The sequence below is a fragment of the Shewanella scandinavica genome (genome assembly GCF_031932065.1).
GTDB classification, from domain to species: domain Bacteria; phylum Pseudomonadota; class Gammaproteobacteria; order Enterobacterales; family Shewanellaceae; genus Shewanella; species Shewanella baltica.
Genome location: NZ_JAUOES010000002.1, coordinates 1 through 24,817 on the forward strand (window position 1 = coordinate 1; position 24,817 = coordinate 24,817).

At 38.3% G+C, this 24,817-nt stretch carries 18 protein-coding genes and 3 pseudogenes; 19 read left to right on the forward strand and 2 right to left on the reverse strand.

The genetic code is table 11. The annotated features are described in order from the left end of the window. Nucleotides 1-914, reverse strand: a pseudogene (locus Q4Q50_RS01490) (flagellar hook-length control protein FliK); the annotation flags it as partial. A 219-nt stretch (nucleotides 915-1,133) separates the two neighbouring features. On the opposite strand from Q4Q50_RS01490, the gene Q4Q50_RS01495 reads away from it, so the two are divergent. Together Q4Q50_RS01495 and Q4Q50_RS01500 are read left to right on the forward strand one after the other, a co-directional pair. Then, nucleotides 1,134-1,919 (forward strand): MlaA family lipoprotein, encoded by a 786-nt coding sequence (locus Q4Q50_RS01495; RefSeq protein WP_311898028.1) that lies wholly within the window; start codon nucleotides 1,134-1,136, stop codon nucleotides 1,917-1,919. A 120-nt stretch (nucleotides 1,920-2,039) separates the two neighbouring features. After that, nucleotides 2,040-3,143 (forward strand): response regulator, encoded by a 1,104-nt coding sequence (locus Q4Q50_RS01500; RefSeq protein WP_106651056.1) that lies wholly within the window; start codon nucleotides 2,040-2,042, stop codon nucleotides 3,141-3,143. Nucleotides 3,144-3,243: 100 nt separating this feature from the next. On the opposite strand, the gene Q4Q50_RS01505 is transcribed toward Q4Q50_RS01500, so the two are convergent. After that, nucleotides 3,244-4,749 (reverse strand): peptide MFS transporter, encoded by a 1,506-nt coding sequence (locus tag Q4Q50_RS01505; RefSeq protein ID WP_311898029.1) that lies wholly within the window; start codon nucleotides 4,747-4,749, stop codon nucleotides 3,244-3,246. A 476-nt stretch (nucleotides 4,750-5,225) separates the two neighbouring features. On the opposite strand from Q4Q50_RS01505, the gene rfaH reads away from it, so the two are divergent. The 17 genes and pseudogenes from rfaH to Q4Q50_RS01590 all read left to right on the forward strand — a co-directional run bounded on the left by rfaH (nucleotide 5,226) and on the right by Q4Q50_RS01590 (nucleotide 24,742). Further along, nucleotides 5,226-5,732 carry a transcription/translation regulatory transformer protein RfaH gene (gene rfaH, locus Q4Q50_RS01510; protein ID WP_115334226.1) on the forward strand — a complete coding sequence of 169 codons (507 nt, stop codon included), beginning with the start codon at nucleotides 5,226-5,228 and terminating at the stop codon, nucleotides 5,730-5,732. Nucleotides 5,733-6,573: 841 nt separating this feature from the next. Beyond that, nucleotides 6,574-9,060: an SLBB domain-containing protein gene (locus tag Q4Q50_RS01515; RefSeq protein ID WP_311898030.1), complete on the forward strand. Its 2,487-nt coding sequence runs from the start codon at nucleotides 6,574-6,576 to the stop codon at nucleotides 9,058-9,060. A 111-nt stretch (nucleotides 9,061-9,171) separates the two neighbouring features. After that, nucleotides 9,172-9,591: a type VII toxin-antitoxin system MntA family adenylyltransferase antitoxin gene (mntA, locus tag Q4Q50_RS01520; protein ID WP_311898031.1), complete on the forward strand. Its 420-nt coding sequence runs from the start codon at nucleotides 9,172-9,174 to the stop codon at nucleotides 9,589-9,591. Continuing rightward, the gene (hepT, locus tag Q4Q50_RS01525; RefSeq protein WP_220777718.1) at nucleotides 9,588-10,025 is read left to right on the forward strand and encodes a type VII toxin-antitoxin system HepT family RNase toxin; all 438 of its coding nucleotides are present in this window, start codon (nucleotides 9,588-9,590) and stop codon (nucleotides 10,023-10,025) included. The genes mntA and hepT overlap by 4 nt, the downstream gene beginning before the upstream one ends. A gap of 80 nt (nucleotides 10,026-10,105) precedes the next feature. Beyond that, nucleotides 10,106-10,563: pseudogene (locus tag Q4Q50_RS01530) on the forward strand (four helix bundle protein). Nucleotides 10,564-10,772: 209 nt separating this feature from the next. Beyond that, nucleotides 10,773-11,762, forward strand: coding sequence for a Wzz/FepE/Etk N-terminal domain-containing protein (locus Q4Q50_RS01535; RefSeq protein ID WP_311898033.1), 990 nt, complete (start codon nucleotides 10,773-10,775; stop codon nucleotides 11,760-11,762). Nucleotides 11,763-12,043: 281 nt separating this feature from the next. After that, nucleotides 12,044-12,951: pseudogene (locus Q4Q50_RS01540) on the forward strand (IS5 family transposase). 323 nt (nucleotides 12,952-13,274) lie between these two features. Continuing rightward, nucleotides 13,275-14,540: a flippase gene (locus Q4Q50_RS01545; protein ID WP_311898034.1), complete on the forward strand. Its 1,266-nt coding sequence runs from the start codon at nucleotides 13,275-13,277 to the stop codon at nucleotides 14,538-14,540. Between the two features lies 1 nt (nucleotide 14,541). Next, the gene (locus Q4Q50_RS01550; protein WP_311898036.1) at nucleotides 14,542-15,663 is read left to right on the forward strand and encodes an O-antigen ligase family protein; all 1,122 of its coding nucleotides are present in this window, start codon (nucleotides 14,542-14,544) and stop codon (nucleotides 15,661-15,663) included. A gap of 9 nt (nucleotides 15,664-15,672) precedes the next feature. Further along, nucleotides 15,673-16,767: a glycosyltransferase family 4 protein gene (locus tag Q4Q50_RS01555; protein WP_311898038.1), complete on the forward strand. Its 1,095-nt coding sequence runs from the start codon at nucleotides 15,673-15,675 to the stop codon at nucleotides 16,765-16,767. Beyond that, entirely contained in the window at nucleotides 16,764-17,975 is a 1,212-nt protein-coding gene (locus tag Q4Q50_RS01560; RefSeq protein ID WP_311898039.1) for a polysaccharide pyruvyl transferase family protein, read from the forward strand. The genes Q4Q50_RS01555 and Q4Q50_RS01560 overlap by 4 nt, the downstream gene beginning before the upstream one ends. Further along, nucleotides 17,941-19,011, forward strand: a complete 1,071-nt coding sequence (locus Q4Q50_RS01565; RefSeq protein ID WP_311898040.1) for a glycosyltransferase — start codon at nucleotides 17,941-17,943, stop codon at nucleotides 19,009-19,011. The genes Q4Q50_RS01560 and Q4Q50_RS01565 overlap by 35 nt, the downstream gene beginning before the upstream one ends. Continuing rightward, complete coding sequence (locus tag Q4Q50_RS01570) at nucleotides 18,984-19,988, forward strand: glycosyltransferase family 4 protein (RefSeq protein ID WP_311898041.1); 1,005 nt, start codon at nucleotides 18,984-18,986, stop codon at nucleotides 19,986-19,988. The genes Q4Q50_RS01565 and Q4Q50_RS01570 overlap by 28 nt, the downstream gene beginning before the upstream one ends. Before the next feature lie 20 nt (nucleotides 19,989-20,008). Continuing rightward, complete coding sequence (locus Q4Q50_RS01575; RefSeq protein ID WP_311898042.1) at nucleotides 20,009-21,115, forward strand: glycosyltransferase family 4 protein; 1,107 nt, start codon at nucleotides 20,009-20,011, stop codon at nucleotides 21,113-21,115. Then, entirely contained in the window at nucleotides 21,112-22,044 is a 933-nt protein-coding gene (locus Q4Q50_RS01580; protein WP_311898043.1) for an NAD-dependent epimerase/dehydratase family protein, read from the forward strand. Before Q4Q50_RS01575 ends, Q4Q50_RS01580 begins: the two co-directional genes overlap by 4 nt. Before the next feature lie 5 nt (nucleotides 22,045-22,049). Further along, nucleotides 22,050-22,598 carry a sugar transferase gene (locus Q4Q50_RS01585; protein ID WP_311898044.1) on the forward strand — a complete coding sequence of 183 codons (549 nt, stop codon included), beginning with the start codon at nucleotides 22,050-22,052 and terminating at the stop codon, nucleotides 22,596-22,598. A 203-nt stretch (nucleotides 22,599-22,801) separates the two neighbouring features. Next, nucleotides 22,802-24,742: a polysaccharide biosynthesis protein gene (locus tag Q4Q50_RS01590; protein WP_311898273.1), complete on the forward strand. Its 1,941-nt coding sequence runs from the start codon at nucleotides 22,802-22,804 to the stop codon at nucleotides 24,740-24,742. Nucleotides 24,743-24,817: the final 75 nt, after the last annotated feature.

Consider the following 24,817-nt stretch of genomic DNA (forward strand, 5'->3'; position numbering starts at 1 on the left):
TGTGAATTTAGCGAACTTGAAGAGCCTAATGAGCTGTTAAGGTTTGTGGCAAGTCCTTTATTAGTATTCGAAAGCGGTAAGCCAGCATCGTTTATGCTTTTGTTTTTGATGCCTTCGGTACTTGTATCTAATGTTTGTGGTTGAGCTGTTCTACCGCTTACCTTAGTCTCCGGTGCATCTACCTTTGCTGTAGTCGTTTGTTTTGTTGGTTCAGGTAAAAAAACGATAGCTTCAAGTTTTTTTAAAAAGGAAGCGATGATCTGAACTGGTTCAACTTTGGCGATCACAATGTCAGAAGACAATTTATTTGTGGGAACCTGAGTTTCATTTACTGGCGCCCCAATAACGATTTCGAGTTTGCTCTGTATTGGGGTGAGTAATAAAATAGGTCGCCCTTGCTGAAAGGTTATTTTTGCTAAGAATTCTCCTTGATTCAGCTGAGGTCCAGAATCTTGTGCTACAACAGTGCCATTAGCAAATTGAAACTCTTTGTTAATAATTGTGACGTTCGGTAATGGGTAACCTTGAGTTCGAGCCGCAAGAGCCGAAAGCTGTGCCTGAGATATGCCATTTTGTTGCGCCAAATTGATAACAGCCTCTGGAACTTTCAACGCAATAGGCGTGGCTAGAGCAAGCAGTTGGCTGATGGGATTTTGAGTCGCTGCGGTTGTTGGTTGCGTGTTTTGCGTAATAGGCGTGACTAGAAAAGTATTCGCTGTCAATAATATTTGCCGCTGCTGAGCGTTAACAAGCTTTAAATTATATTCTGTACCGTTTAGAATAATACTATCTCCTTCAGGCGAGGTTTGCACCTGAGCTGGAATAGGGCGCGGAGAAGCATTGAGAGCATCAGCTTGGGCCATCGCAGTATGTAACTGCGGGGTTCGACTGCTAACAAGTGGAATCGACTCCATTTATAGACCTTATATAGTTTATTCGGCGATACATTCGTTTTGTAAAATTAACAATTGACCAATTTTTTTTGCCAAGTATGCTTATGCGCCTTGTGACAACGGAACTGTCATACTGGATAGTATGCCACTAAGACGAATTATCTTTATATCGTCATTTTTGTATTGTCACTTTAGCGAAAACTTGCTGCCTAAGCTGTACATTTATATTAAGAGAGCGATATGAAGTTAAAATGGATGGGATTATCTTTGGGGTTATTGCTGTTGCCTAAAGTGCAAGCGGCTGAAGTACCCGCATCAGATACCATTCCGCAGGAAACCCCTGCTAAGGTACAAATCACCTATGATGATCCCCGCGACCCGTTCGAAGGCTTTAACCGTGCGATGTGGGATTTTAACTATCTCTATTTAGATAGATATTTATATCGTCCTGTTGCCCATGGTTACAACGATTACGTTCCTATGCCTGCTAAAACGGGCATCAATAATTTTGTACAGAATTTAGAAGAACCGAGCAGCTTAGTAAACAACGTGCTGCAGGGAAAGTGGGGCTGGGCGGCGAATGCGGGTGGACGCTTTACGATTAACACAACTGTTGGTCTATTAGGTGTCATTGACGTCGCAGATATGATGGGCATGAGCCGTAAGCAAGATGAGTTTAACGAAGTGCTTGGTTATTATGGCGTACCCAATGGACCTTATTTCATGGCACCGTTTGCGGGTCCTTATGTCGTGCGAGAACTCGCGTCTGATTGGGTTGATGGTCTATACTTTCCCTTGTCTGAGCTAACAATGTGGCAAACCATTGTTAAATGGGGACTTAAAAATCTTCACTCCAGAGCATCTGCGATCGATCAAGAGCGACTCGTTGATAATGCACTCGATCCCTATGCCTTTGTCAAAGATGCGTATTTACAACACATGGACTATAAAGTCTATGATGGGAATGTTCCTCAAAAACAAGATGATGATGAGTTACTCGAACAGTATATGCAGGAGCTAGAGTAACCAATAGGCCGTACTTGACAGCATTTGTCTTTAGTATGCAAGTGTTCGCCTTATCGAATAACGTTATCGGTATGTTCACTTGAGTAATGGCAATGCGATGAATTCTATTCAGGAACTTTTATGGCGTTAAATGGTGTTGCGGTTCTTTTAGTTGAAGATGATCCTGTGTTTAGGCAGATTGTTGCAAGCTTTCTTGATAGTAGAGGCGCGCAAGTTACACAAGCCTGTGATGGTGAAGAAGGATTATCATTTTTCAAATCGCAGCACTTTGATGTTGTTCTTGCAGACTTAAGCATGCCTAAGCTTGGTGGGCTTGATATGCTTAAGGAAATGACAAGGTTAGCGCCACTGGTTCCTTCAGTTGTGATCTCAGGTAATAATGTCATGGCTGACGTTGTTGAAGCCCTAAGGATTGGCGCCAGTGATTATCTCGTTAAGCCAGTATCCGATTTATTCATCATCGAACAAGCCATTAAGCAAAGCCTACATAATTCCTACATTGATGATACCCAAGCCGCGGATTTTGAAGCCCTATCTCATCAAGAGTTAAGCGACAACCTCGCTTTGCTCGAGCAAAGTGTTGCCGCAGCCAAGCAAGTGCAGCAACAATTATTCCCCGCTTCAAACATCAGTTACCCTGCCGCCAAAGTTGACTACAGTTTGTATAAAAACAGTGACATTAGCAGTTACTTTATTGATTCAGCAATGGTCGGCACTGATCACTTGATCATGTATATGGCGCATTTATATCCCGAAGATAATAGAGCCGCTTTTGCCTGTGTTCTGCTGAGAAGTTTTGTTAATCAGAAGCTTAAAGATTTTCGAAATGGCCAAAGCCAAAGCATTATTGAACCATTCAATATGATGAGCTATTTGAACGAGCGTCTAGTTAAATCGGGACTCGATATCAAAGCGGATATGATTTATGTCTCCATTGAGCTAACTAAGTACCGTGCTGCTATCGCACAGGCTGGGAAGGGACTGCGTTGTTATCTGCGTAATGACGAGGGATTAAGCCCGCTAGCGCTTTCAGAGAGCCTACAGCTGGGCGTATTAGATTGGGGTAAGCCGAGCATTCAGTTCCGCAGTATTTTACCGCAAGAGCAGTTGTGTATTGCGACCAGTGAGCCTGAACATAAACAGGCTTTGCTTGATAATAAATTTAAGGGGTTGGTTTACGATGCCACAATCCCCGAAGGTGGCTTCCTGCAGTTGAGCCTCTAGTTCGTCTTAAATGAAATCAGTATTCAGTCCAAATTCGACATAAAAAAAACGCCTTACTATTGCTAGTAAGGCGTTTTTGTTTTTACAGTCGAATAGCTAATTAGCGTTTTATTGCTTCATGTTCCGCAGTTACAGCAATTTCACTTTCTAATACTTCTGCTTCAGTCTGGTGCTTGCTTTCAGCGCCATGCATCCAGTCCACTAATTTATCAGCCATAAAATACAGGATAATGCCTGAAAGAGCTGCTGTGATGGCAATGCCAGAGAAAATCGCCATTGCATTTGCCAGTTGTTCTTCTTTTGCACCGCCATGGCCGATGAATGAGCCAACCACACCGCCAATCTTGTTGGCGGCAGCAACGAATAGGAACCAAGCGCCCATCATCAAAGATGCGATACGCAGAGGTGCTAACTTAGTCACCATAGATAAACCGATAGGTGATAAGCAAAGTTCACCCATAGTGTGGAAGAAATAAGCGCCCACTAACCACCACATGCTCGATTTAACCGATGCATCACCGCCCATTTGCATTACAGCGCCGATCATAAATAGGAAACCGATCGCGAGTAAGAACAGACCCAGTGCAAATTTCACTGGAGAGTTAGGTTCATTCTTACCTAAGCGGATCCAGATAGAAGCAATCACAGGTGCAAATAATACAATAAAGATAGCGTTTAATGATTGGAACCAAGTGGTTGGGACTTCAAAGCTACCGACCATGCGATCGGTGAACTCGTTAGTAAACAAGTTCATTAAACCGCCAGCTTGTTCGAAACCAGCCCAGAAGATAATCGTGAACAAACCCATTACCATGATGACTTTAATACGGTCACGTTCAACTTTGGTCAGGGGTTCTTTACGTACTTCGCCTTTCTCTTCAGCTTTTTGCTTTTCAAGCTTAGCGGCTGGCACTCTTCCGATATCGCCTAAATACTTCTGCGCGAACAAAAATTGGATGATTAAAGAGAAAATCATACCAACACCGGCACAGAAGAAACCTGCTTGCCAGTTGTTAACAAACACTTCTTGTCCGTCAACGATAGTAGCGTGTCCGAAGCTAGTATAAGCCCAGGCCACAATAAAGCCTGACAGGGCAGCACCTAAGTTGATGCCCATGTAGAAAATGGTAAATGCGCCATCACGACGGTGGTCGCCTTCTTCGTATAGATCCCCCACCATAGTGGAGATGTTTGGCTTAAATAAACCGTTACCTAAGATAAGAGTTCCTAGGCCGATATAGAACACCGTTGTTTCTAAACCTGGGATCCAGCTATGCGGCGCGGCAAGTAAGAATTGGCCGGCAGCCATTAAAGCACCACCCAAATAAATGGCTTTACGTTGGCCCAAAATGTTATCGGCTAACCAACCGCCGATAAGTGGCGTTAAGTAAACTAAACCTGTGAAGGTACCATAAAGTGATAATGCTTCAGCCTGAGTCCAACCTAGACCATGCCCGCCGTCACTCTGTACTTTATCAACTAAATACAGCACCAAAATGGCGCGCATTGCATAATAACTAAAACGTTCCCAAAGTTCTGTTGTAAACAGCAGGAACAATCCCTTAGGATGCCCAAGCATCGTTCCTTGTGGTTTTGCTACGCTCATGAAGTCTTCCACCTTAAGCTCGTGATTGCCTGTGGGCCCCTGAAACAGGATGATGTCACCACAGAAAAATGGTTGTTGCTCGTCCCCATATCGCCTGCAGGTTTAATCAGCAATCAATTCATACTAATGCATTCATTAATTGTTGAATAACCGCTAGTTACGTATGGGTTATTGTTACGTTTTTATAATAAAAGTAATATTTTTAGCTGTGAAATGAGTATTTTCGCTAAAATCCCACCTTATATACCCCTTAAAAGCAACCAAAGTCAATTTTGGTAAACCAAGTGGTGACATTATCAGCAATATAGTATTACCGTGCTTTTAGATGTGAATTCGCTAATCTAAGTGCGCATTGTATGTATACCGAGCGAGATGTCAGAGAACGGCGAAAAACTGCTTCCATCGACTTAAGCATCTTTGCTATGATTGCCGCCCGTGAATGGACGTCACTTAAAATAGGGTAGTGAGATTAGCGTATGAAGGCATGGTACCTTTTGTATTGTAAGCCTCGTAGTGAAGCGAGAGCACAACAGAACTTAGCACTTCAAAATTTAGAGACGTATTTGCCAATGGTCTCTGAAGAGAAATCTCAACGCGGGCGGAAACAAGTCTGTCGTGTACCATTATTCCCTAATTATTTATTCATCAATTTCGACCCAAGCCAAACAAGTGTTAGGCAGGTCCACTCTACTCGTGGTGTGAATCGAATCGTTAATTGTCAAGAAAAAATGACGCCCATTGACGACAGAATTATCCATGCCATTCGCATGAAAGAATTAACGCCTTCCCAAACGGTATTAGCCGAAGTACCAGAGCTAAAAACTGGGGAAAAAATTCGTTTTACTGATGGACCATTTGTTGATTTAGAAGGTATTTTCCAAGAAAAATGCCCGAACAAGCGTTGTCATGTTCTATTCAACATAATGGGACAAATAAAGACAGTTACAGTGCCAGAACAAACTGTTGAGCGGGTTAGTATTTAGCGAGTTGGATCACACTTCATTGTCAGACTTAAGATGAAGTTTTTGTAGGATATTAGCTATTTTAGTGATTATTGCTTTTTGCCTACAATAAATAAAAATCATTGAAAAACATATAAATCAATGAGTTACAGGTTGTCTGAAATAGTTGGTTGGTTTGGCAACAAATTGTTGTTTAAAATTCGAACAAATGCCTTGTGTTTGCTTGTTAATTAACCAGCTAAAACTGAAAGTTTACAGTAGACTTGTAAAACTCAATGTTGTGATAATGTTTTAATAATCTTGTCGCCCATAGTGGAGGCTAGCTAAGTGTTAAATGTGGATATTGAGGCAAAGACGACAATTAGCCTAGTTAAGCTATTTGTTTTTGCTTACCCAAAGTAGAAATTGCTCGGCGTGTTTTCTCACAAGTTTGATGATGTTACTCGCTAGGAATACTAAAGGATTAGAGCCTTGCCATTCTTTATATCAAAGAATGTTATAGCTTTATTGCTTGAAAAATATGAATTTTCGCGTCGCGAAGGGCAATATAGAAGCCGCAATCTATGGGCGGTAGCGTGCCTGAAAGGTGAGAAACCGAAGGTTGAGCCCTCGAACGAGAGGTACGGATACCGAACTGGCAGTTATATAGGGATATATTTATCGAATGAATAGTTTCATTCGTTAAGCGAACGCCGAAGGCCTCAGGCCGCCACGCGGATCGGTAGCGTGCCAGAAAGGCATTATGTATTTCAGTTTATGTAAAGACATCAAGCTGTTTACTGCTCAAACGTAGAACAAATTGTGCTACATCTAAATTCTAAAAAATAAGTTTTGCCCCAATTTTTATAAACGGAGATATCTGGTGCTACGACAAGTCAAAAAATTCATCATACTAGGCATAAGTGCCGCGATTTTGATGGGCGCGCAGGCTAATGCCATTACGCCATCTCCGCAGATGATCGAGCAGTTCAAAGCATTACCTAAGTCTGAACAAGAAAGATTAGCACGCCAATATGGTGTTGACCCTTCAATCATAACTGGGGCTGGTGCTACAGCGACAGTTGTTGAAAATCCTACAGTAGTGACTCCGCGCGCGGAGAAAAATAATGTGGTTGATCAATCGGAAAGCGACCAGTTAAATCAAGCGACTAAGTCAGAATCTACGGTTGAGGCAATTGAAGACAAGAAAGAAAATCAACTAAAGCGTTTTGGTTACGATCTCTTTGCGGGTTCACCAAGTACATTTGCGCCAGTTAGCGATGTACCTGTACCTGCTGAGTATATGATTGGTCCTGGTGATAGTCTGAATGTTCAGTTGTTCGGTAAAGAAAATAACCAATACACATTAACAGTGGGCCGTGATGGTGCCATTCAGTTTCCTAATTTAGGGCCTATATCGCTGGTTGGTTTGAGTTTTGCTGAGGTGCGCGAATTATTACAGCAAAAGATTAGCCAAAGCATGATCGGCATTGAATCAAATATCACTATGGGCGAATTACGCTCAATCCGCATTTTCGTTGCAGGTGATGCTTTCCAACCAGGCTCTTACACAGTTTCAAGTTTATCGACAATTACTCAAGCCCTATTTATCTCTGGTGGCGTGAACCAAATTGGTAGTTTACGCAATATTCAAATTAAGCGTGCTGGTAAAACGGTAGGCCACTTAGACTTATATGATCTTCTGCTTCGCGGGGATGCCTCTGGGGATATTCGTTTACAATCTGGTGATGTCGTATTCATTCCCTCTTCAGGTGGTTCGGTGAGTGTGATGGGGGAGGTTCGTCGTCCCGCTATTTATGAACTCAAAAATAATGAAACAATGGCCGATGTTATTCGCATGGCGAGTGGTCTAAACCCAGGCGCTTATCCTAAAGCAAGTACGGTTGAACGTTTCAGTAACGAATCAGTTAAAACCGTAATCAGTGTTGATTTAACCGAAAATGCGGGTTTAAACACCTTAGTTAAAAATGGTGACCTTTTAAATGTAAGATCGGCCTCCAGCCGTATCGATAATGCGATTACTGTCGCTGGTGCTGTCGTTCGACCTGGTAAGTATCAATGGACGAAAGGTCTGACCGTTGCGGATTTGCTTCCTTCAATTTGGGGTGATCTCACCATTTCAGCTGATTTGGATTATGCCTTACTAGTACGTGAGATAAATCAGCGCGGCGATATTCAAGTTGAGCGTATTGCCCTCGGACGCGCAATAGGTGAGCCTAAATCACACTACAATCCTCAATTGAATCCGCGTGATTCAATCATAGTGTTTGATTATGCAGACCGCGAAGCGTTACTAAAGCCAATAATTCAAAAACTTAGAGAGCAAAGCCGTTTTGGCGACGCTGCTAAGTTGGTCAATATTAATGGAAATGTGCGTTTCCCTGGCCAATATCCCATCACCATTAATGCTGATGTTAAAGAGCTACTTATCGCTGCCGGTGGTTTAGAGGAAGGCGCTTATACCCTTGCAGCGGAATTAACTCGCCAACAAGTATCAGAGCAAAATGGGGTGTCAGTTGAGCATGTGCAGCTGAGCTTAGACCGCGTAATGCAAAATGATCCATCTGCAAATATTAAGCTACAAAGCCGCGATATTCTGACAGTTCGCACCCTTCCTGATTGGCAAGATACTCGTTGGGTAACCATTAAAGGGGAAGTTAAGTTCCCCGGTACCTATAGCATTCAACGCGGTGAAAGTTTAAAGGATGTTCTTGCTCGTGCTGGCGGCTTAACGAACGATGCGGCTCCTCGCAGTGCGGTATTTTTACGTAAATCAGTAAAAGATAAAGAGCAACTTGAGTTATCAAAACTTGCTGATGAATTGCGCCGAGAGATTGCCGCGAAAGCGTTGACCAAAGATACCCCAACTATTGGTTATAACGATTCACAGCAGATGCTCAATGAGCTTGAGAATGTCAAAACGGTGGGTCGATTAGTTGTTGATATTAATGCCATAGAATTAGGGATTGATAGCGCAAACCTTATGCTTGAGGATGCCGATGCCTTGTACATTCCACCGACCAATCAAACTATTTCAGTTATGGGTCAAGTGCAACACCCAAGCACACACAGATATAAGCAAGGTATGACTTTCGATCAATATCTAGCTTTATCCGGCGGAGCGCGTAAACGTGCCGATGAATCACGCTCTTATGTACTGAAAGCTGATGGCTCAGTCCAAATGCCTGAATCATCTTTTTGGTTTAATGGCGGAAGTGCCATGGAACCAGGCGATACCATAGTTGTACCGTTAGATACTGAATACAAAGATAACTTAACGCTTTGGAGCCAAGTCACTGGCATTATCTACAACACAGCTGTCGCAGTGTCTGTAATCTCAGGGCTGTAGCAAAGTTTGAGGGCGTTGCTCCGCAACTTCTAGGGCGCAGTACAAAACGCTGCTGCTAGCAGCGAAGCACCCTTGCTTCTAGCAATCGCTCTGCTTTTCCACGGAGGTACCATGACTGAGCAAGAATTTAACCGTTGCAAGATGCAGTTGTTGAAATTGGCTGATGCAGATAAGCAAATAAACGCGCTTTGGCTATACGGTTCGCACGCTAAGGGATTGGCTCATGAGCACAGTGATTTAGATTTAGCTGTGCAGTTTACCTCCTTTGAGCCAGATATTTTTGCTCGGCGTATGCGTCCCGAGATGCTTCTACTGGATTGGCAGCAAAGTTTACAGCTACGTGATGGCCAATTGTCGGTGATTGACCTTATGCAAGCACCCATTCTGCTTGGTATCGAAGTTCTACAAGCCAATACCCTTTGGTATTGCCGTGAGCGAGGTTTAATGCTGCAAGGTGTGGGGAAAATCATGTCGCGATATGAAACCGACTATCTACAGCAGGTAAAAACTACAGCAGTGGGTGATACATGAGCGATAACATAAAACATGACGGGTATTTAGCGGCAATGCGTGTCCATGTGCAGCAGTGCCAAAGTGATTTAGAAGAATTGCGTAACCACTTTTTGCAGGCACCACTTGATAAATATCAGCGTTTAGCTTTACAACGTTTAATGCAAATAAGCATTGAGTCAGCAATTGGTATTGCCAAACATTGGGCGCAACAAGTAAATCAACGTCCAATATTGGAGGCCTATCAAGCCTTTGATATTTTAAATAACGCAGGCTTACTTAAAGGCAATGCGCCTTGGCGTCAGATAATCGGCATGCGTAATGTGTTGGTGCATGATTATTTGAATCTGGACGAACCATTGCTAGAAGTTGTCATCCGCCAGCAGTTATACGCGGTAATTTTTGATTTTTGCTATCAAGGATTAGCGGCGCTAGAACGGCCTTCGGCCTGCTAGTACGCCACTGCATGGCTCTAGGATTTAGGCCCTAGGCCCTAGAAGCGCAGCGTCCTAGTTTCTGCTTTTAAGGAGCCCCAATGCGATTCGAACAACTGGATGTTTGGAAACGCGCTTGTCGCCTTTCATGTGATGTATATAAGGAACTTAAAAATTGCCGAGATTATGGGCTCAGAGATCAGATGACCAGAGCGGCAGTTTCTATTCCCTCAAACATTGCAGACAAAAGTGCAGGAGCAACTTTTGAACGATGTGAGTTTAGCATCGGCCTCGAAGAGGTGAGGTACATGGATTTACCGAGTAAGGCGAGGAACGTGAGTCGAATGCAGAGTCAGCAAGATTTCTTTATTTTGCAAAAGGCTCATCTGGGGAACTGATTACTCAGATATATATTGCGATAGAAATTGGCGTGATAGACAAGCAAAACGGAATGACTCTTATCAAAGAGGCTAAAGAAATTTCAGCAATGATTGCTTCTTTGATAAAAATACGAAAAGGCAGTGTCCGAGAAGAGTCCGCAGATTATAAAAGTACTTAAAAACTAGGACGGCCTTCGGCCTCTAGGACGCAGCAAAAAGCGCTGCTGCTAGAACGCTCGCAAGCTCGCTCTAGGCCCTAGCACTTAGGACGCTTCGCTCTCGGCGCTAGCCCCTAGAAGCGCAGTGCTCTGCTTTTCCTAACACTTTCTTTAAATATCTTTAAGCTTTCCTAGGGCTTAGCACCTAGGGCCTAGAACCTGAAGAACCAATGAACACACAAATTACTCAAAATCCAAACACATACCAATCCGACGCAAGGTTTCCTCAAGTGCCAGATGACGAAATTGATCTCCGCGAGTTGTTCTCCGTAATTTGGCAAGACAAATGGTTAATCATTGCCATTACAGCAGTATTTGCTATTGGTTCTGTGGCACTTGCTCTGTATTTGCCAAATATCTATAAGTCTGAGGCATTACTGGCCCCGGCAGCTGAAGAGCAAGGAGGTGGCTTGAGTGCGTTAGCCTCTCAATTTGGTGGCTTAGCCAGTCTCGCTGGAGTTAATTTAGGCGGAAAAGGTGGTACGGATAAAACCCAACTTGCTATTGAAGTATTAAAATCACGTCAATTTACCGGTGAGTTTATTCAAAAACATAATATTTTACCGAGCTTAATGGCCGCCAAAAAATGGGATCGTGATGCAGATAAACTTATCTATGATGAAGATGCCTATAGTGAAGCCACAAATACTTGGATCCGTGAAGTTAAAGCACCATTAAAACCTGAGCCATCAATGCAAGAGGCCTATAAAGCCTTTAGTAAAATATTAGCTATTAATACGGATAAAGCAACGGGAATGGTCACGCTAACCGTGGAGCATTTATCGCCCACAGTTGCTCAGCAATGGTTGTCATGGCTCATTAAAGATATTAATAAAGTGATGAAAGAGCGTGATGTAGCAGAAGCCAATCGCAGTAGTGAGTTTTTAAATAGACAGATTGCGCTAACCAACGTCGCCGATATTAAAGCGATTCTCTATAAGTTGGTGGAAGAACAAGCTAAAACTATTATGTTTGCCGAAGTACGCGATGAATATGTGTTCAAAACCATCGACCCAGCCCTAGCGCCAGAAGAAAAGGCAAAACCTAAACGCGCATTAATTTGCGTATTAGGCACCTTCCTTGGCGGAATGCTTGGCGTTATGTTGGTATTGGTAAGGCATTTTGTAAGAAAAGAAGACAACCTATTATCTAATACCTAGTCCTTTTTTATCTGCCCATAAGGACTGCTGCAATAAATTAAACAGCAGAGAAACAGTAAAACCTAAGCGCTCAATAGGAGTAGGAAGTCGACAATCTCAAAATTACTAAAAAGTGTCTCAGTTCGAACTGAAAGGTTTAGATACAGACGTGAGAATTTACGGTATTTACTATTGTATTCTGGATTATTTTAACAAAAAAGCGGCTTTGTTTCCTAAATAGGTTGAACTAAAACCGTAGCCGCTGATCTGATCGGCATCGCCTATCAACTTACCCATTAACCGTGTCAAAACCTCGCTATAAAACAACCAACTGGAAGCAATACAACCAAGCCTTAATCAACCGCGGTTCACTTACCTTCTGGATTGATGAGGATGCAATTGCTAAGTGGAAAGCCAAGGTCGAGCAGCCCAAGAAAGGTCGTCCTCAAGTGTTTAGCGACTTAGCCATTACCACTGCGTTGATGGTTAAGCGTATTTTCTCTATGCCACTGAGAGCCTTACAGGGCTTTATCAATTCGGTGTTTAAACTGGGTGACATCCCATTATCTTGCCCGCAAAACGCGCGAAAACGGTCAATATTGCTTTTAAAACCAAGACTCGCGGCGCCATTGAGCACTTAGCTATCGACTCAACAGGCTTGAAGGTCTATGGCGAAGGTGAGTGGAAAGTGAAGAAACATGGCACAGATGGAAAGCGCCGAGTGTGGCGTAAACTGCATATTGCCGTAGATACACATAGCCATGAAATTATTGCCGCAGAACTCAGTTTATCAGGTGTAACAGACGCTGAAGTGATGCCCAATTTACTTAAGCAAACCCATCGAAAAATCCGCAATATCTCGGGTGATGGTGCTTACGACCCGAAAGCCTGTCACGAAGCAGTTCGTCGAAAACGCGCTTTAGTGCTCATTCCACCTAGGGAAGGTGCTGCGCTATGGGAACAAGGGCATCCACGAAACTTAGCCGTCAGTTGGCAACAGCTTCATGGCTCAAATAAGCAATGGAAAAAACGGTATGGTTATCATCGCCGCTCAATCTCAGAAACCGCTATGTACAGGATAAAACAACTGCTAGGAGGCACGTTGAGCATGCGGAATTATAACGCTCAGGTGGGAGAAACTTACGCGATGATTAGGGCTTTGAACAAGCTTACTGGGCTAGGTATGCCTGAAACCCACTATGTAGCTTGATATTTGAACAATGATGAGAGTTTTGTTCGCTGACTCGATTTAGGAAACAAAGCCCAAAAAAGCTGCAGTGAAGCGATCTAATTCATACGGTAATCTAATGAATAGCTCTAGTTTGAATATAATTGATTAAACCGGAAATATGATTTTTAAAGTCTCAATGAGTCTAAACGTAGGTTTTAAATATAAAAAGTTGTTTAGCGAACTTAACCATATTCTATCAACATTCTTGACTGGAATAGTGAGGGAGTGGGGAATCAAAGTACTTTGCATTACCTTTTCAATGTTAATAGTTAATATAACTTGTGAGTACGATTAAATTTATTATGCAAAATAAATACTTAAATAATGTATCTTGGTCTGTTTTTGAACAAATATTCAGATTGCTTTCTAATTTTTTTATTTCAATATTATTGGTTCGGTATCTTGGAGTTGAGGATTTTGGCGTTTATTCATATGTCATAACCATATCTACTTTTTATTATGTTTTCTCTAAATTTGGCTTGAATGATATTGTAATAAAATATCTTGTTGAAGAGCAAGATAAAGATAATTATTTAAGAATATTAGTATCAGTTATTAAAGTTAAATTATTTTTATGCCTTGTTCTGTATTTTGCAATAGTTATAATTTCATATATTTTTTTTGAAGATAAGACTATAGTTTTTTTAGTTTTGATTTCGACTGTTGGTGTTTTATTTCAGTCATTTGATGTTGTAGAAAGCCATCATACAGCAAGTGTAAATATTAAACCTATTGCCATTTCAAAAAACATTCAATTATTTTTTTCTTTAACGTTGAAGTTGCTTTTAATTTATTTTGAATTTGAATTGATTTATTTTGTTTTGCTATCTTCAATAGAAATAATATTCCTAATGTTCCTTTATTACTTTATATTTAAGCATTATAATGGTTTCTCTCTTCATTACAAAATTGATTTTTTAATAATCAAGAAAATACTTAAACAAGCTTGGCCAATTGCATTAGCATCATTAGCTATGATGGGCTATGTAAGGCTTGATCAAATAATGATTTTTAATATGCTTACCCCTAAAGATTTGGGTGTATATGCAGCTGCTGCTAAAATAAGTGAATCTTGGTATTTCGTTCCGACTATAATAGCTGCTACTTTTTTTCCTAAAGTAATTGCTGCTAGTACCAAATCGTTTGATGAATACCAACATACTATTGTCAAACTTGTACGGTTAGAAATAGTCATTGCATTTACATTTGCAATGTTTATAACTATTTTTGGTGATGCAATTATTTCTCATGCATATGGATATGAATTTGAAGATTCTTCTTTTATTCTAAAAACTCATATTTGGGCGGGTATATTTATTGCCATTAGTAGAGTTTCGATTAAGTGGCATATTAATGAAGGTTTTCAAATACACTTTCTTTATAAATGCATAATTGGATTTTTAATTAATTCATGTCTGAATTATTTTTTTATTCCTATTTATGGTATAAAAGGTGCAGCAGTATCAACTGTTATTTCAATGTTTATTATTGAATGTCTCTACTATTCAGTTATGAAGTATTCTAGAATATTTTTTAGGGTTATAGTGAAAGCTATATTTGTTATTTAGAATGTTTAATATATCTTTAATGTTATTTGTCGCTTTTTCAGGGGTTTATCTGTGGCAGTCCGGTCTACCACAACTTTCACACTTAGTAATATTATTTACAAGTACGATATTCATATCGAAAGTTAAAACTATTCCATTTACTAAGAGCTACCTTTTTTTATTTGCTTTTTTAATTTATTCTTTTGTAATAAATTTTTATTATTTTGTCATTTATGAAGACTTACAATTTATTATAAGTAGTATTCAGGTCTTTTTTAATTTTTATTTGTTAATTATTGTTGTTGGGATTTTGGGAAAGATTGATAATGCATATAGTTCTATCGTGTTTGGTGTTGTTATTGGGTACACCATTCAATGGTTTGTTCTTTTATTTGGATTTGGTAATTATACTCTTTACCCTCGTTATTCAGGGACATTTAATGATCCAAATCAGATGGCGTTTTGGTTGTTATCAACATATTCAATCTTTTTAAGTTTAAAAGATAGGGTCAAAATCAATAATTATTTTTCAATATTTTTGCATTTATCATTTTTAATATTTATAGCTATGACAATTTCTAGGTCTGCAATATTAGCGATAGTTTTTTTCACAGTTGTATTTTTTCTATGGAAGATTTTAAAATCAAATAAAATATATTTTTTTCTATTATCACTACTAGTTTTGCTTTTTTTGTCCATAGTACCATTATTTCTACAACACACATCTGATAATATTGTTCTCGATAGATTAACAAATTTAGAGCTTGAAAAACAGGCTGATGAACGAGGTTACACTAGGTTTAGTGAATATCCTGAATACACAATACTGGGTTCAGGACAAGGAGAACATAAACGATTTAATAGTAAGAAAGATCCTGATTTTTTAAATGTTGAAATGCATACAACTTGGGGGGGGCTGTTATTCTATTATGGTTTATTTGGATTTATTTCAATAGCTATTTTTTTGTTAACTGTACTAGTAAAAGTCAGCAGTTTTAATAGAATAGTTTTGCTTTCTACTTTTGTTTATGGAATATCAACATATTCATTCAGAACCCCAATATTTTGGTTTTTACTAGCTGTTTTTATAAGCATTGGTCTGACTATGCGTAAAGAAAATAATAATTTAATTAATAATAAGTGAGTTTATAGAGTGAGAAATAAGTTAATTTTCGTTGGTTATAATTTAAAGTCTAGTAATTTAGATGAGAATAGTCTCGTAAGTGGTGAGATTAAAAATGCTAATTATCTGATGAAAGCATTGATGAAATTTAATTTGGATGTTGTACCTGTTTCTATAGATCTATACGAAACATGTCAGGATGTAATTCATTCAATTAAGAAAAGTAATGCCAAAGGTATTTTTAGATGGTTGTCGGAAGGGAGGAAGCTAAATGATTTAATAAATAATATTGCTACTGACGAAACCATAATTTATTTAACTATACCAAGTTATTTGCCTTTCTTAAAATTAAACAAAAATGTTAAAGTTATTGTTACAGCTCATGGGACTTATTGGCCAGAATTAATAGCTGATTTGAAATACGAAAAAAATATTGTTAAGCGAATAGCCCATTTAATTAATGGGAAAATCCAGCTTGAAATTGATAAATTTAGTTTCAAAAGAGCTGATTATTTGCATTCAGTTAGTGACTATCAAGTTTCTGAAATGGTAAATACATATAATGTACCAAAGGAGAAAATAATTTCCATTCGAAATGGCACTGATTTTTATAATAAGAATGAGAATAGAAAATATGACTTTATTTGGGTTGGTAGGTTAGCAAAAAAGAAAAATCTTAACTTATTTTTAGATTTTATTAATATCTATCCTAATGCCAAAGTTTGTATTTGTGCAGGTAATGATTATTTTGCAATTGATGGAACTAGCAAAAGCCTGCTTGAATCTGCAAGGGGCAACCCTAATGTTGATGTTTTCAGCGATGTTTCTGATGGTATGCTATGCAACTTAATGAACAGTTCCAAATCATTAATTGTCTCAAGTACTGGGTATGAAAGCATACCAACAGTTATTTTTGAAGGCCTTGCGTGTGGCTGTGTTGTATTAGCTCCGAATTCTTGGGGAGTTGGGGAAGTTGAAGGTAATGGTTTAATCACGTACCGTGAAGGCTGTTTATCTTCTTTAAATGATATGTATAAAAGTATCGGTGAAGTTACTGGAACTGTAGAATCCTGCGTTAGTTGGGACTATAGAGCAAAAGAATTTAAGGAAGCTTTTAATTTATGAAAGTACTAATTGTAGATTTTTGGAGTGACGGCAATATCGGTGATGCAATTATGCAATGCGAGATATTAGAACAATCATTAGATGTTTCTAATGACATCCATGTTATTTCTTGTTTTGGGTATAATCAATTCCAGTTAAATGCCTTTAATGAAAGCCTACAATTTGATAATGTCACTTGGCATCCAAGCTCCTTTGATACATTTATTAAGTTGGATAGTTTCACAGAAAAGCAAAATACAGGACGAGTTTTTAGACTCATTAGAACTTTTTCAAGTTTAGTTATGGCCAACTTAAGAAATTCACTATATAGCATTACGAAAAATAGACTTTTTCTAGGTAAGTTATCTTATTTAAAAGAAGAAAAGTTTGATGCTATTGTTTTTAATGGGCGAAATTATCGTGATTTCAATTCATTTCTTAAGAATTATATTAACAATCAACCGTTGTTAATCAATCAAATTTTTATAAACAATCTTTTTCCTGACACTCCAAAATTAAATGCAGGATTTAGTACTTGGGGCTTAGATGCAAATGTGAAAAAGTTTATTGCTAATACTTGGCATCATTACACTGATAATGTTGCTAGAGAGAAATTTTCATTAGCTTACATGAATGATAATTTTGATTTTGATGTTTCATATAAAAAAGATTTAAGTTTTGATTATCTATCCAGTAGAACAAATATTTCTTATAAAAAGGTTAAAAAAATTGCATTCAGCCTAACAGCAGTGTCGGATATAGATGGTTATATCAAGCAGGTTAATAATGTTTTGATGTATTTCTGCAATAAAGGCTATGAAATAGTATTGATCGAACAAGTGTACTTAGCGCATGAAAATGTTGATTATCTCAAAAAGCTAATTAATGTTCCTTTTATAAATCTGAGTTCAAAAAAGATTTCGAATATACTAAGTTTTTACAAAGAATGTGAACTTGTTCTAAGTACTAGAATGCATGGTTCCATCATGGCTTTAAGTCAAGGTTGTAGAGTCGCAAGTATTGCATACGATGATGGTGCCAAATGGTGTATTTTGAAAGACGATATTCATCAGTATCCAATATTCACCCCAGTTAAGTCGTCAAGCGATGATATAATTAACTACCTTGAGTCTGAAGCTTCTATTTTACATTCACATTCTTTTGTCGAAAAAATCGAATCAGGGCAGCAAAAATATGTCTCACAATTCTTACGTAATATTAATTCCTAGTTTAAGTCGTGGTGGTGCTGAGTCCATGGCTTTTCAGTATGGAAAATATTTGTCTTTAAAAGGACATAGTGTGAAGTTTTTGTTGATGGAGGACAGGGTTGATCCGAAATATCAAAATGTAGATTATATGGTTTTAGGGTGCAGTTCATTATTCAAAACAATCAAATTATTCGGTAAATTAAAATTCCATAAGGATGTTATTTTTATTTCATTAATTCCTCTTTATACATTTTCGTTTCTTATAGGAAATTACATAAGGTTAAGGTTTTATTTTAAAGTCATATATACAGTGCACAATAATATTGAAATGGATTTTTCGGGCGGATTTTTATTAGCTTTAGTTAATAAGTTTTATATTTGGAAACTTAAAAGCTCTAGTAATGTGTATTCGGTTAGTGAAGGGCTTAATCGGCAGTTGAATAACTTGAATATTAATTCAAGAACTTTAATTAATAAAGTATCACATTCTTTCTCACCAGTTTTGAGGCATCCTACTAAAAAATTAAATTTTTTAATGGTAGGACGGTTGACTGAGCAAAAGGATTATTCAGAATCTTTTAATTTTTTTCATATGCTAAAAAATAATAACATTGATTTTAGTGTAGATATCTTTGGGGAAGGACCTTTAAAAGAGAGTTTAGTAGATGAGGTTAATACCCTTTCCTTAAGCCATGCTATTAAATTCAGAGAATACAGGGCTGATATTGAAAGTGTATTTATTGATGATAAGTATAATGTTTTCCTACTTACTTCCAATTATGAAGGTTTTGGCTTAGTTATACTCGAGGCCATTTCTAAGAACCTTTTTCCGATAGCAAGAGATTGTGAGTTTGGACCTAAAGAAATTATTTCAAAGGGGGTTGGATATTTGTTACCCTTAGAGTTTAGCGAAAATGATGTTTTGAATGCAATATCAGCTTACAAGTTGTGGGAGGTAAAGTTGCCAACAGAACAGTTTGAGTTAACTCGTAGCGTGTTTAGTTATTTTTCAAACAAGAGTGAGGATGAATGGAGTCAAATAGAGTTGTATCTGTAATTATTCAGGATGGGCAAGGGGGAATCGAAGTTGTTTCTAAATTGAATACATGTTCCTTAATTGTCCATTTAAATAAAAAGCCTAAATTTGGATTTTTAGGAAGTCAGTATGGTGTCTTATTTTGTATTTCATCTGTTTTCAGAATCTTGAAAGAAAATGATGTTGTGATGACTAACTTACCTATTCATCATATGGTTTTTTCATTAATTAACTTGTTTTATAAGCGTAAGCACATAGCTGTCGAACATGGCCCTTGGGTTTTCGCTATTGGAGCAAAAACTCATCAATTTGTCTCTTGGTTTTATCAGTTTTGGTTAAAAAAATCAAAGCTTGATGTAGTTTGTGTGAGTAAAGACTTATTTGCAATGTATAACTTGATTAGAAATAATAATCATTATATACCCAATGCAATATGTGATTTTGAGAGCGTAAAATCTCATTCATCAATTGACGATGTTTTAAGATTTGTTTTTGTAGGTAGATTTGATTATCAAAAAGATGTTCAGCTGGCAATTGAAGCATATTTGTCGTTTAAACGTGCTAGTAATAAAAAATGTATTTTCGATTTGTATGGTAGCGGTAAAGACATGGAGGGAATATTAGAAAAATATTCATCTTACGATGATATAAATTTTAAAGGTTATAATAATAATGCTAGAAACTTATTGTGTAATTATGATATTTGTTTAGTTACAAGCCGATTTGAAGGTTTACCTGGAATAGTTCTTGAATCACTTTATGCTGGTTGTAGAGTTGTTACGACCCCATTTATATCAGGCCTGCTGGAACTAGCTGTCTATCCTAACATTAGAGTGTCCAGGAATAGAGATATTATTTCTATTGTTGAGAGTATAAGTTCTATTTTAGATGTAGAGTATGATCCACTAGCTGTTAGAGTTTCACTTGAGCGTACTTATTCTCAACCTCTAATTAAAAATGAGTATTCAAAACTCTTCATTAAGAATGAATGCTATTGATTTTTATAAGGAGATATAGCTTGAAGGTTTTTCAAGTAATAACACGAGCTGATACCATTGGTGGAGCACAGAAGCATGTGCTCGACATTTCAACTGAGATATTAAATCATGACTGTGAGGTCCATGTAATTTCTTCTGGTGATGGACCATTTAGGGAATTAATCGAAAAATCAAATATTCCATATCATAAATTGCTTAATTTTAAACGTGAGCCCAATTTATTTGCTGACATAGGTGTGTTGTTGCAATTAAGAAGGCTAATAAAGTTGCATAAGCCTGATGTTGTAGCATTACATTCTGTTAAGGCTGGTTTAGTAGGTCGTCTTTCGTCGATAGGTTTAAATTGCAATGTTATTTATACAGCTCATGGTTGGTCACATATACGCAGTGCTAGTCGATTTAATAAAAAATTCTATTCCTTTTTAGAAAAGATTTTGTCATTTTTCTCTAGCCGTGTTATTTGCGTATCTGATGAAGATTATTCGTTTGCATTGAATTCAATTGGGATAAGTATTAAAAAGTTACGCTTAATTCCTAATGGTGCTATTGTTCCAGAATTTGCTGAACTTAATGGAGTAAGAAAAACTCCTGAATGTTTAAATTTATTATCTGTTGTTAGATTTCAAGAGCCTAAGGATTTTGATACATTACTAAATGCTCTGCGTGTGATAAAAGATAGTTGTTGGCACTTATCATTGCTAGGTGATGGCGAGAATTTTGAGTTAGTAAAATCTCAAATAGTATCTTATGGTCTTGAAAAAAAAATATCATTGGAAGGTTTTCACGCCGAAATATCTCGTTATTACAAAATGGCAGATGTTGTTTTGCTTATTTCTAAGTCTGAAGGATTGCCCATGTCTCTAATTGAAGCTATGAGTTATTCTAAAATGCTTATAGGTTCTAATGTTGGTGGCATTCCTGAGCTAATCAGTCATAATTGGAATGGTTATTTAGTCGGTGATGGTGATTTTATTTCTCTTTCAACATATATATCAGAACTTTCTCGGGATAATAATAATACTTGTAAAGTATTCGGGAATAGATCTTTTGAGCGTTTTATCGATAAATATACATTTGATAAAATGCTCCTTGATACTTTGTGCGTTTATAAGGGGCCTGCTTCATGATTTTACTTACTGGAGCATCGGGTTTCATTGGTAAGAATTTTATTTCTTCAGCTGGGCGTAATATATCCCGTGCGGTAATAAGAAGAGATTATTTAAATCAATTTCAGTTTCTATATCCTGAAATTGATTTTTTTACAATCGATAAGTTAACAGCAGATACAGAGTGGGGTGGCGCTTTTAATAGTTGTCAAGCAGTCATACATTTAGCTGGGCTAGCACATTCATCTGATTATTCAGAGGTAGATTTTCGGACCATCAATTTCGAAGGTACTATTAATTTAGCCTCAGCTGCTGCTAAGGCTGGTGTAAAGAGGTTTGTTTTTGTTAGTACAATAGGTGTGAATGGTACCTCTACACTTGGAAGACCATTTTCACCATTATCAGATCCTGTTCCTCATAATTACTATGCCCAATCAAAATATGACACAGAGTTAGCATTAAAAAAGATTTCATTTGAAACAGGATTAGAACTAGTAATTGTAAGACCTACTCTGGTTTATGGGCCAGATGCACCAGGTAATTTCGGGTTGCTCGCAAAGTTATTAAAAAATTTTTCGATACTACCTTTCGGTCTAGCTACCAATAAGCGTGACTTTATTTCGGTACAGAATTTAGCTGATTTGCTGATGATTTGTGCTACTCACCCAAATGCTGCTGGACATATTTTTTTGGCCTCAGATTGTGAAACTGTTTCAATCAAGCATTTTATAAACGCCATTGCCGAAGGGCTAGGTAAGAGGGTGTTTCAATTGCCAATACCAGTAAGCTTGATTAGATTGGTCGGTAAGCTAACAGGTAAATCTACCGTTGTAGAACAGTTATTTGGTAATTTACAAGTTGACTCTTCCAATATTAAGGAAGTATTGGATTGGACACCGCCATTAACAATGAAGCAAGCTATGGCTACACTACGTGATTCAGGTAAATAAAGCTTATGATTCGTTTAATTGATTTTATCGCAGCATTCTTCGGTTTGTTATTCCTATGGCCAATATTATTAATCGTTACCATCATAGGTTTATTTGATACTGGTTCGCCGATTTTCATTCAAACTCGTGTTGGTAGATATAAAAAACCGTTTAATTTGATTAAGTTTCGTACTATGTCTTTGGAAACAAAATCTGTAGCAAGTCATTTAGCCAGTAATGCTTCTATTACCAAACTCGGTAAATTTTTACGTAAGACAAAAATCGATGAACTGCCTCAATTGATTAATGTTCTAAAAGGTGAAATGAGCTTGGTTGGTCCACGCCCAAACTTATTTAACCAAGAAGAGCTGATTAAAGAGCGTGATGCTTTAGGTGCTTATAATGTGCTGCCGGGCGTGACGGGATTGGCTCAAGTTCAAAATATTGATATGTCTACACCAAAGCTTCTTGCTGAAACCGATAAGCAGATGATAGATACTTTGAATATCAAAAACTATTTTAAGTATATCTTAATGACTGTGACAGGCAGTGGTTCTGGTGATGCAGTAAAATAGGGCTATCCTTAATCACTTGAAATTAGTATTTTGATTGGTTCTGCTTGTTGTCTATTACTTGGCTTCTCCACTCATTGCTCAATACTGGTGTCACTCAAGTTACCCATGATCCTATAATTCTCATAATTGAGCTTTGAGAATCACAGCACCGAATTGGTTAACTTTTTGGCTAAATTATGAATGTTATTTATTGGGAGCGAAAAATGGAGTTTTTGCAAGGTTTGTTCCGTTTAAAACGTGCTCACAAACGTATGGTGAGCGTTGTTATTGATTCTGTTTTCCTTTGTTTTGCATTCTGGGCTGCATTATTAGTTCGGGTCGACGATGTCAGCGTACTCGTCAATGGGGCTTATTGGGCATTACTCATGGTGGTTGTTCCCTTTAGTATTGTGGGTTTTGCAAAGCTAGGCTTGTATCGAGCAGTATTGCGTTATATGGGATTACAGGCACTTACAGCAATATTGTTTGGTGTTATAGCCTCGACTATATGTTTGGTTATAGTTGCCTATTATTCTGAGGCCCAGTTACCTCGAACAGTGCCTATCATTTACGCTGCCTTTGCCTTAGTTTTTGTTGGTGGGACGCGTGCGATGGTTCGTTCGCTTGTGGGCTCAGGAATGAAGCGGGTTGGTGAGCCAGTGATAATTTATGGCGCTGGAGTCAGTGGTCGTCAATTAGTCACAGCATTAGTTCAGAGTCATGAATACTATCCATTTGCCTTTGTTGATGATGATGAGTCGCTACATGGCATAGTGATCCAAGGTGTTTATGTTCATTCCCCTTCAATTATTAAAAAATTAATTAAGCAAAATTCTGCAACCAAAGTGCTTTTGGCGATGCCTAGTGCGCCGCGCTCACGTCGGCAAGAGATCTTGTTGTCGCTTGAACCATTGGCTGTGCAAGTGCTTACCTTGCCGGCGATGGCTGATTTGGTCAATGGCACCAAACTTTATAGTGATATTAAAGAAGTTGAAATTGATGATCTGCTAGGGCGTGATGCAGTAAACCCCAGAGGCGACCTTCTTAGTGCGAATATTCGCAATAAAGTGGTTATGGTAACAGGCGCCGGTGGGTCGATAGGCTCAGAGCTTTGTCGCCAAATACTCAAGCAAAATCCTAAAAAGTTAGTGCTGTTTGAACTTTCTGAATATGCCTTATATGCCATTGAACGAGAATTACGCTTAACGGCAAATGAGTTGGGTTTGGATGTTGAAATCTTCCCCATGATGGGTTCTGTTCAACGTGCTAATCGTATAGACGCTGTGATGAAGGCATTTAGTGTACAAACTGTTTATCATGCTGCTGCCTACAAACATGTTCCATTAGTTGAGCACAATGTGGTTGAAGGTGTACGTAATAATGTTTTTGGCACGCTTTATACAGCTCAAGCTGCCATTGCTGCAAAGGTCGAAACTTTTGTATTGATCTCGACAGATAAAGCGGTAAGGCCGACCAATGTCATGGGAACTACTAAGCGGTTGGCAGAGTTGGTACTGCAGGCATTATCTAAGTTAGATAATAATACTCGGTTCTGTATGGTGCGCTTTGGTAATGTTTTAGGCTCATCGGGTTCAGTCGTGCCCTTGTTCAGAAGCCAAATTGCCAACGGTGGTCCCGTGACTGTCACGCACCCTGAAATTACGCGTTTTTTTATGACCATTCCTGAGGCTTCTCAGTTAGTGATCCAAGCGGGTGCTATGGGAAAAGGCGGTGATGTTTTTGTGCTGGATATGGGAAAATCGGTTAAAATCGTCGATTTGGCAGCAAAAATGATCCGACTAAGTGGATTTGAAGTTAAGGATGAAAAAAATCCTGATGGCGATATTGCGATTGAATTTAGTGGTTTACGTCCAGGTGAAAAGTTGTATGAAGAATTGCTGATTGGTGATGATGTTACTGGTACTGAGCATGAGCGCATTATGACGGCAAACGAATTATGTCTGCCTTGGAACGAGCTCGAAATTATTCTTAATAAACTAGATAAAGCCTGTCATGAATTCAATCATGAGGTTATCCGCGACATTTTACTAACAACGCCAACAGGATTTAATCCGACAGATGGAATTTGTGATCTTGTTTGGTTGCAAAAGAAATCAATCACTGCAGTTGAAGCCAAAAAGAAAGTCGTTACTTTAGTTTCTTAGTCTTATTTTTACTTTAAAAGCCAAATCAGGATTGATTTGGCTTTTTTGTTTTAGAAAATTGAATATTTGAGGGAG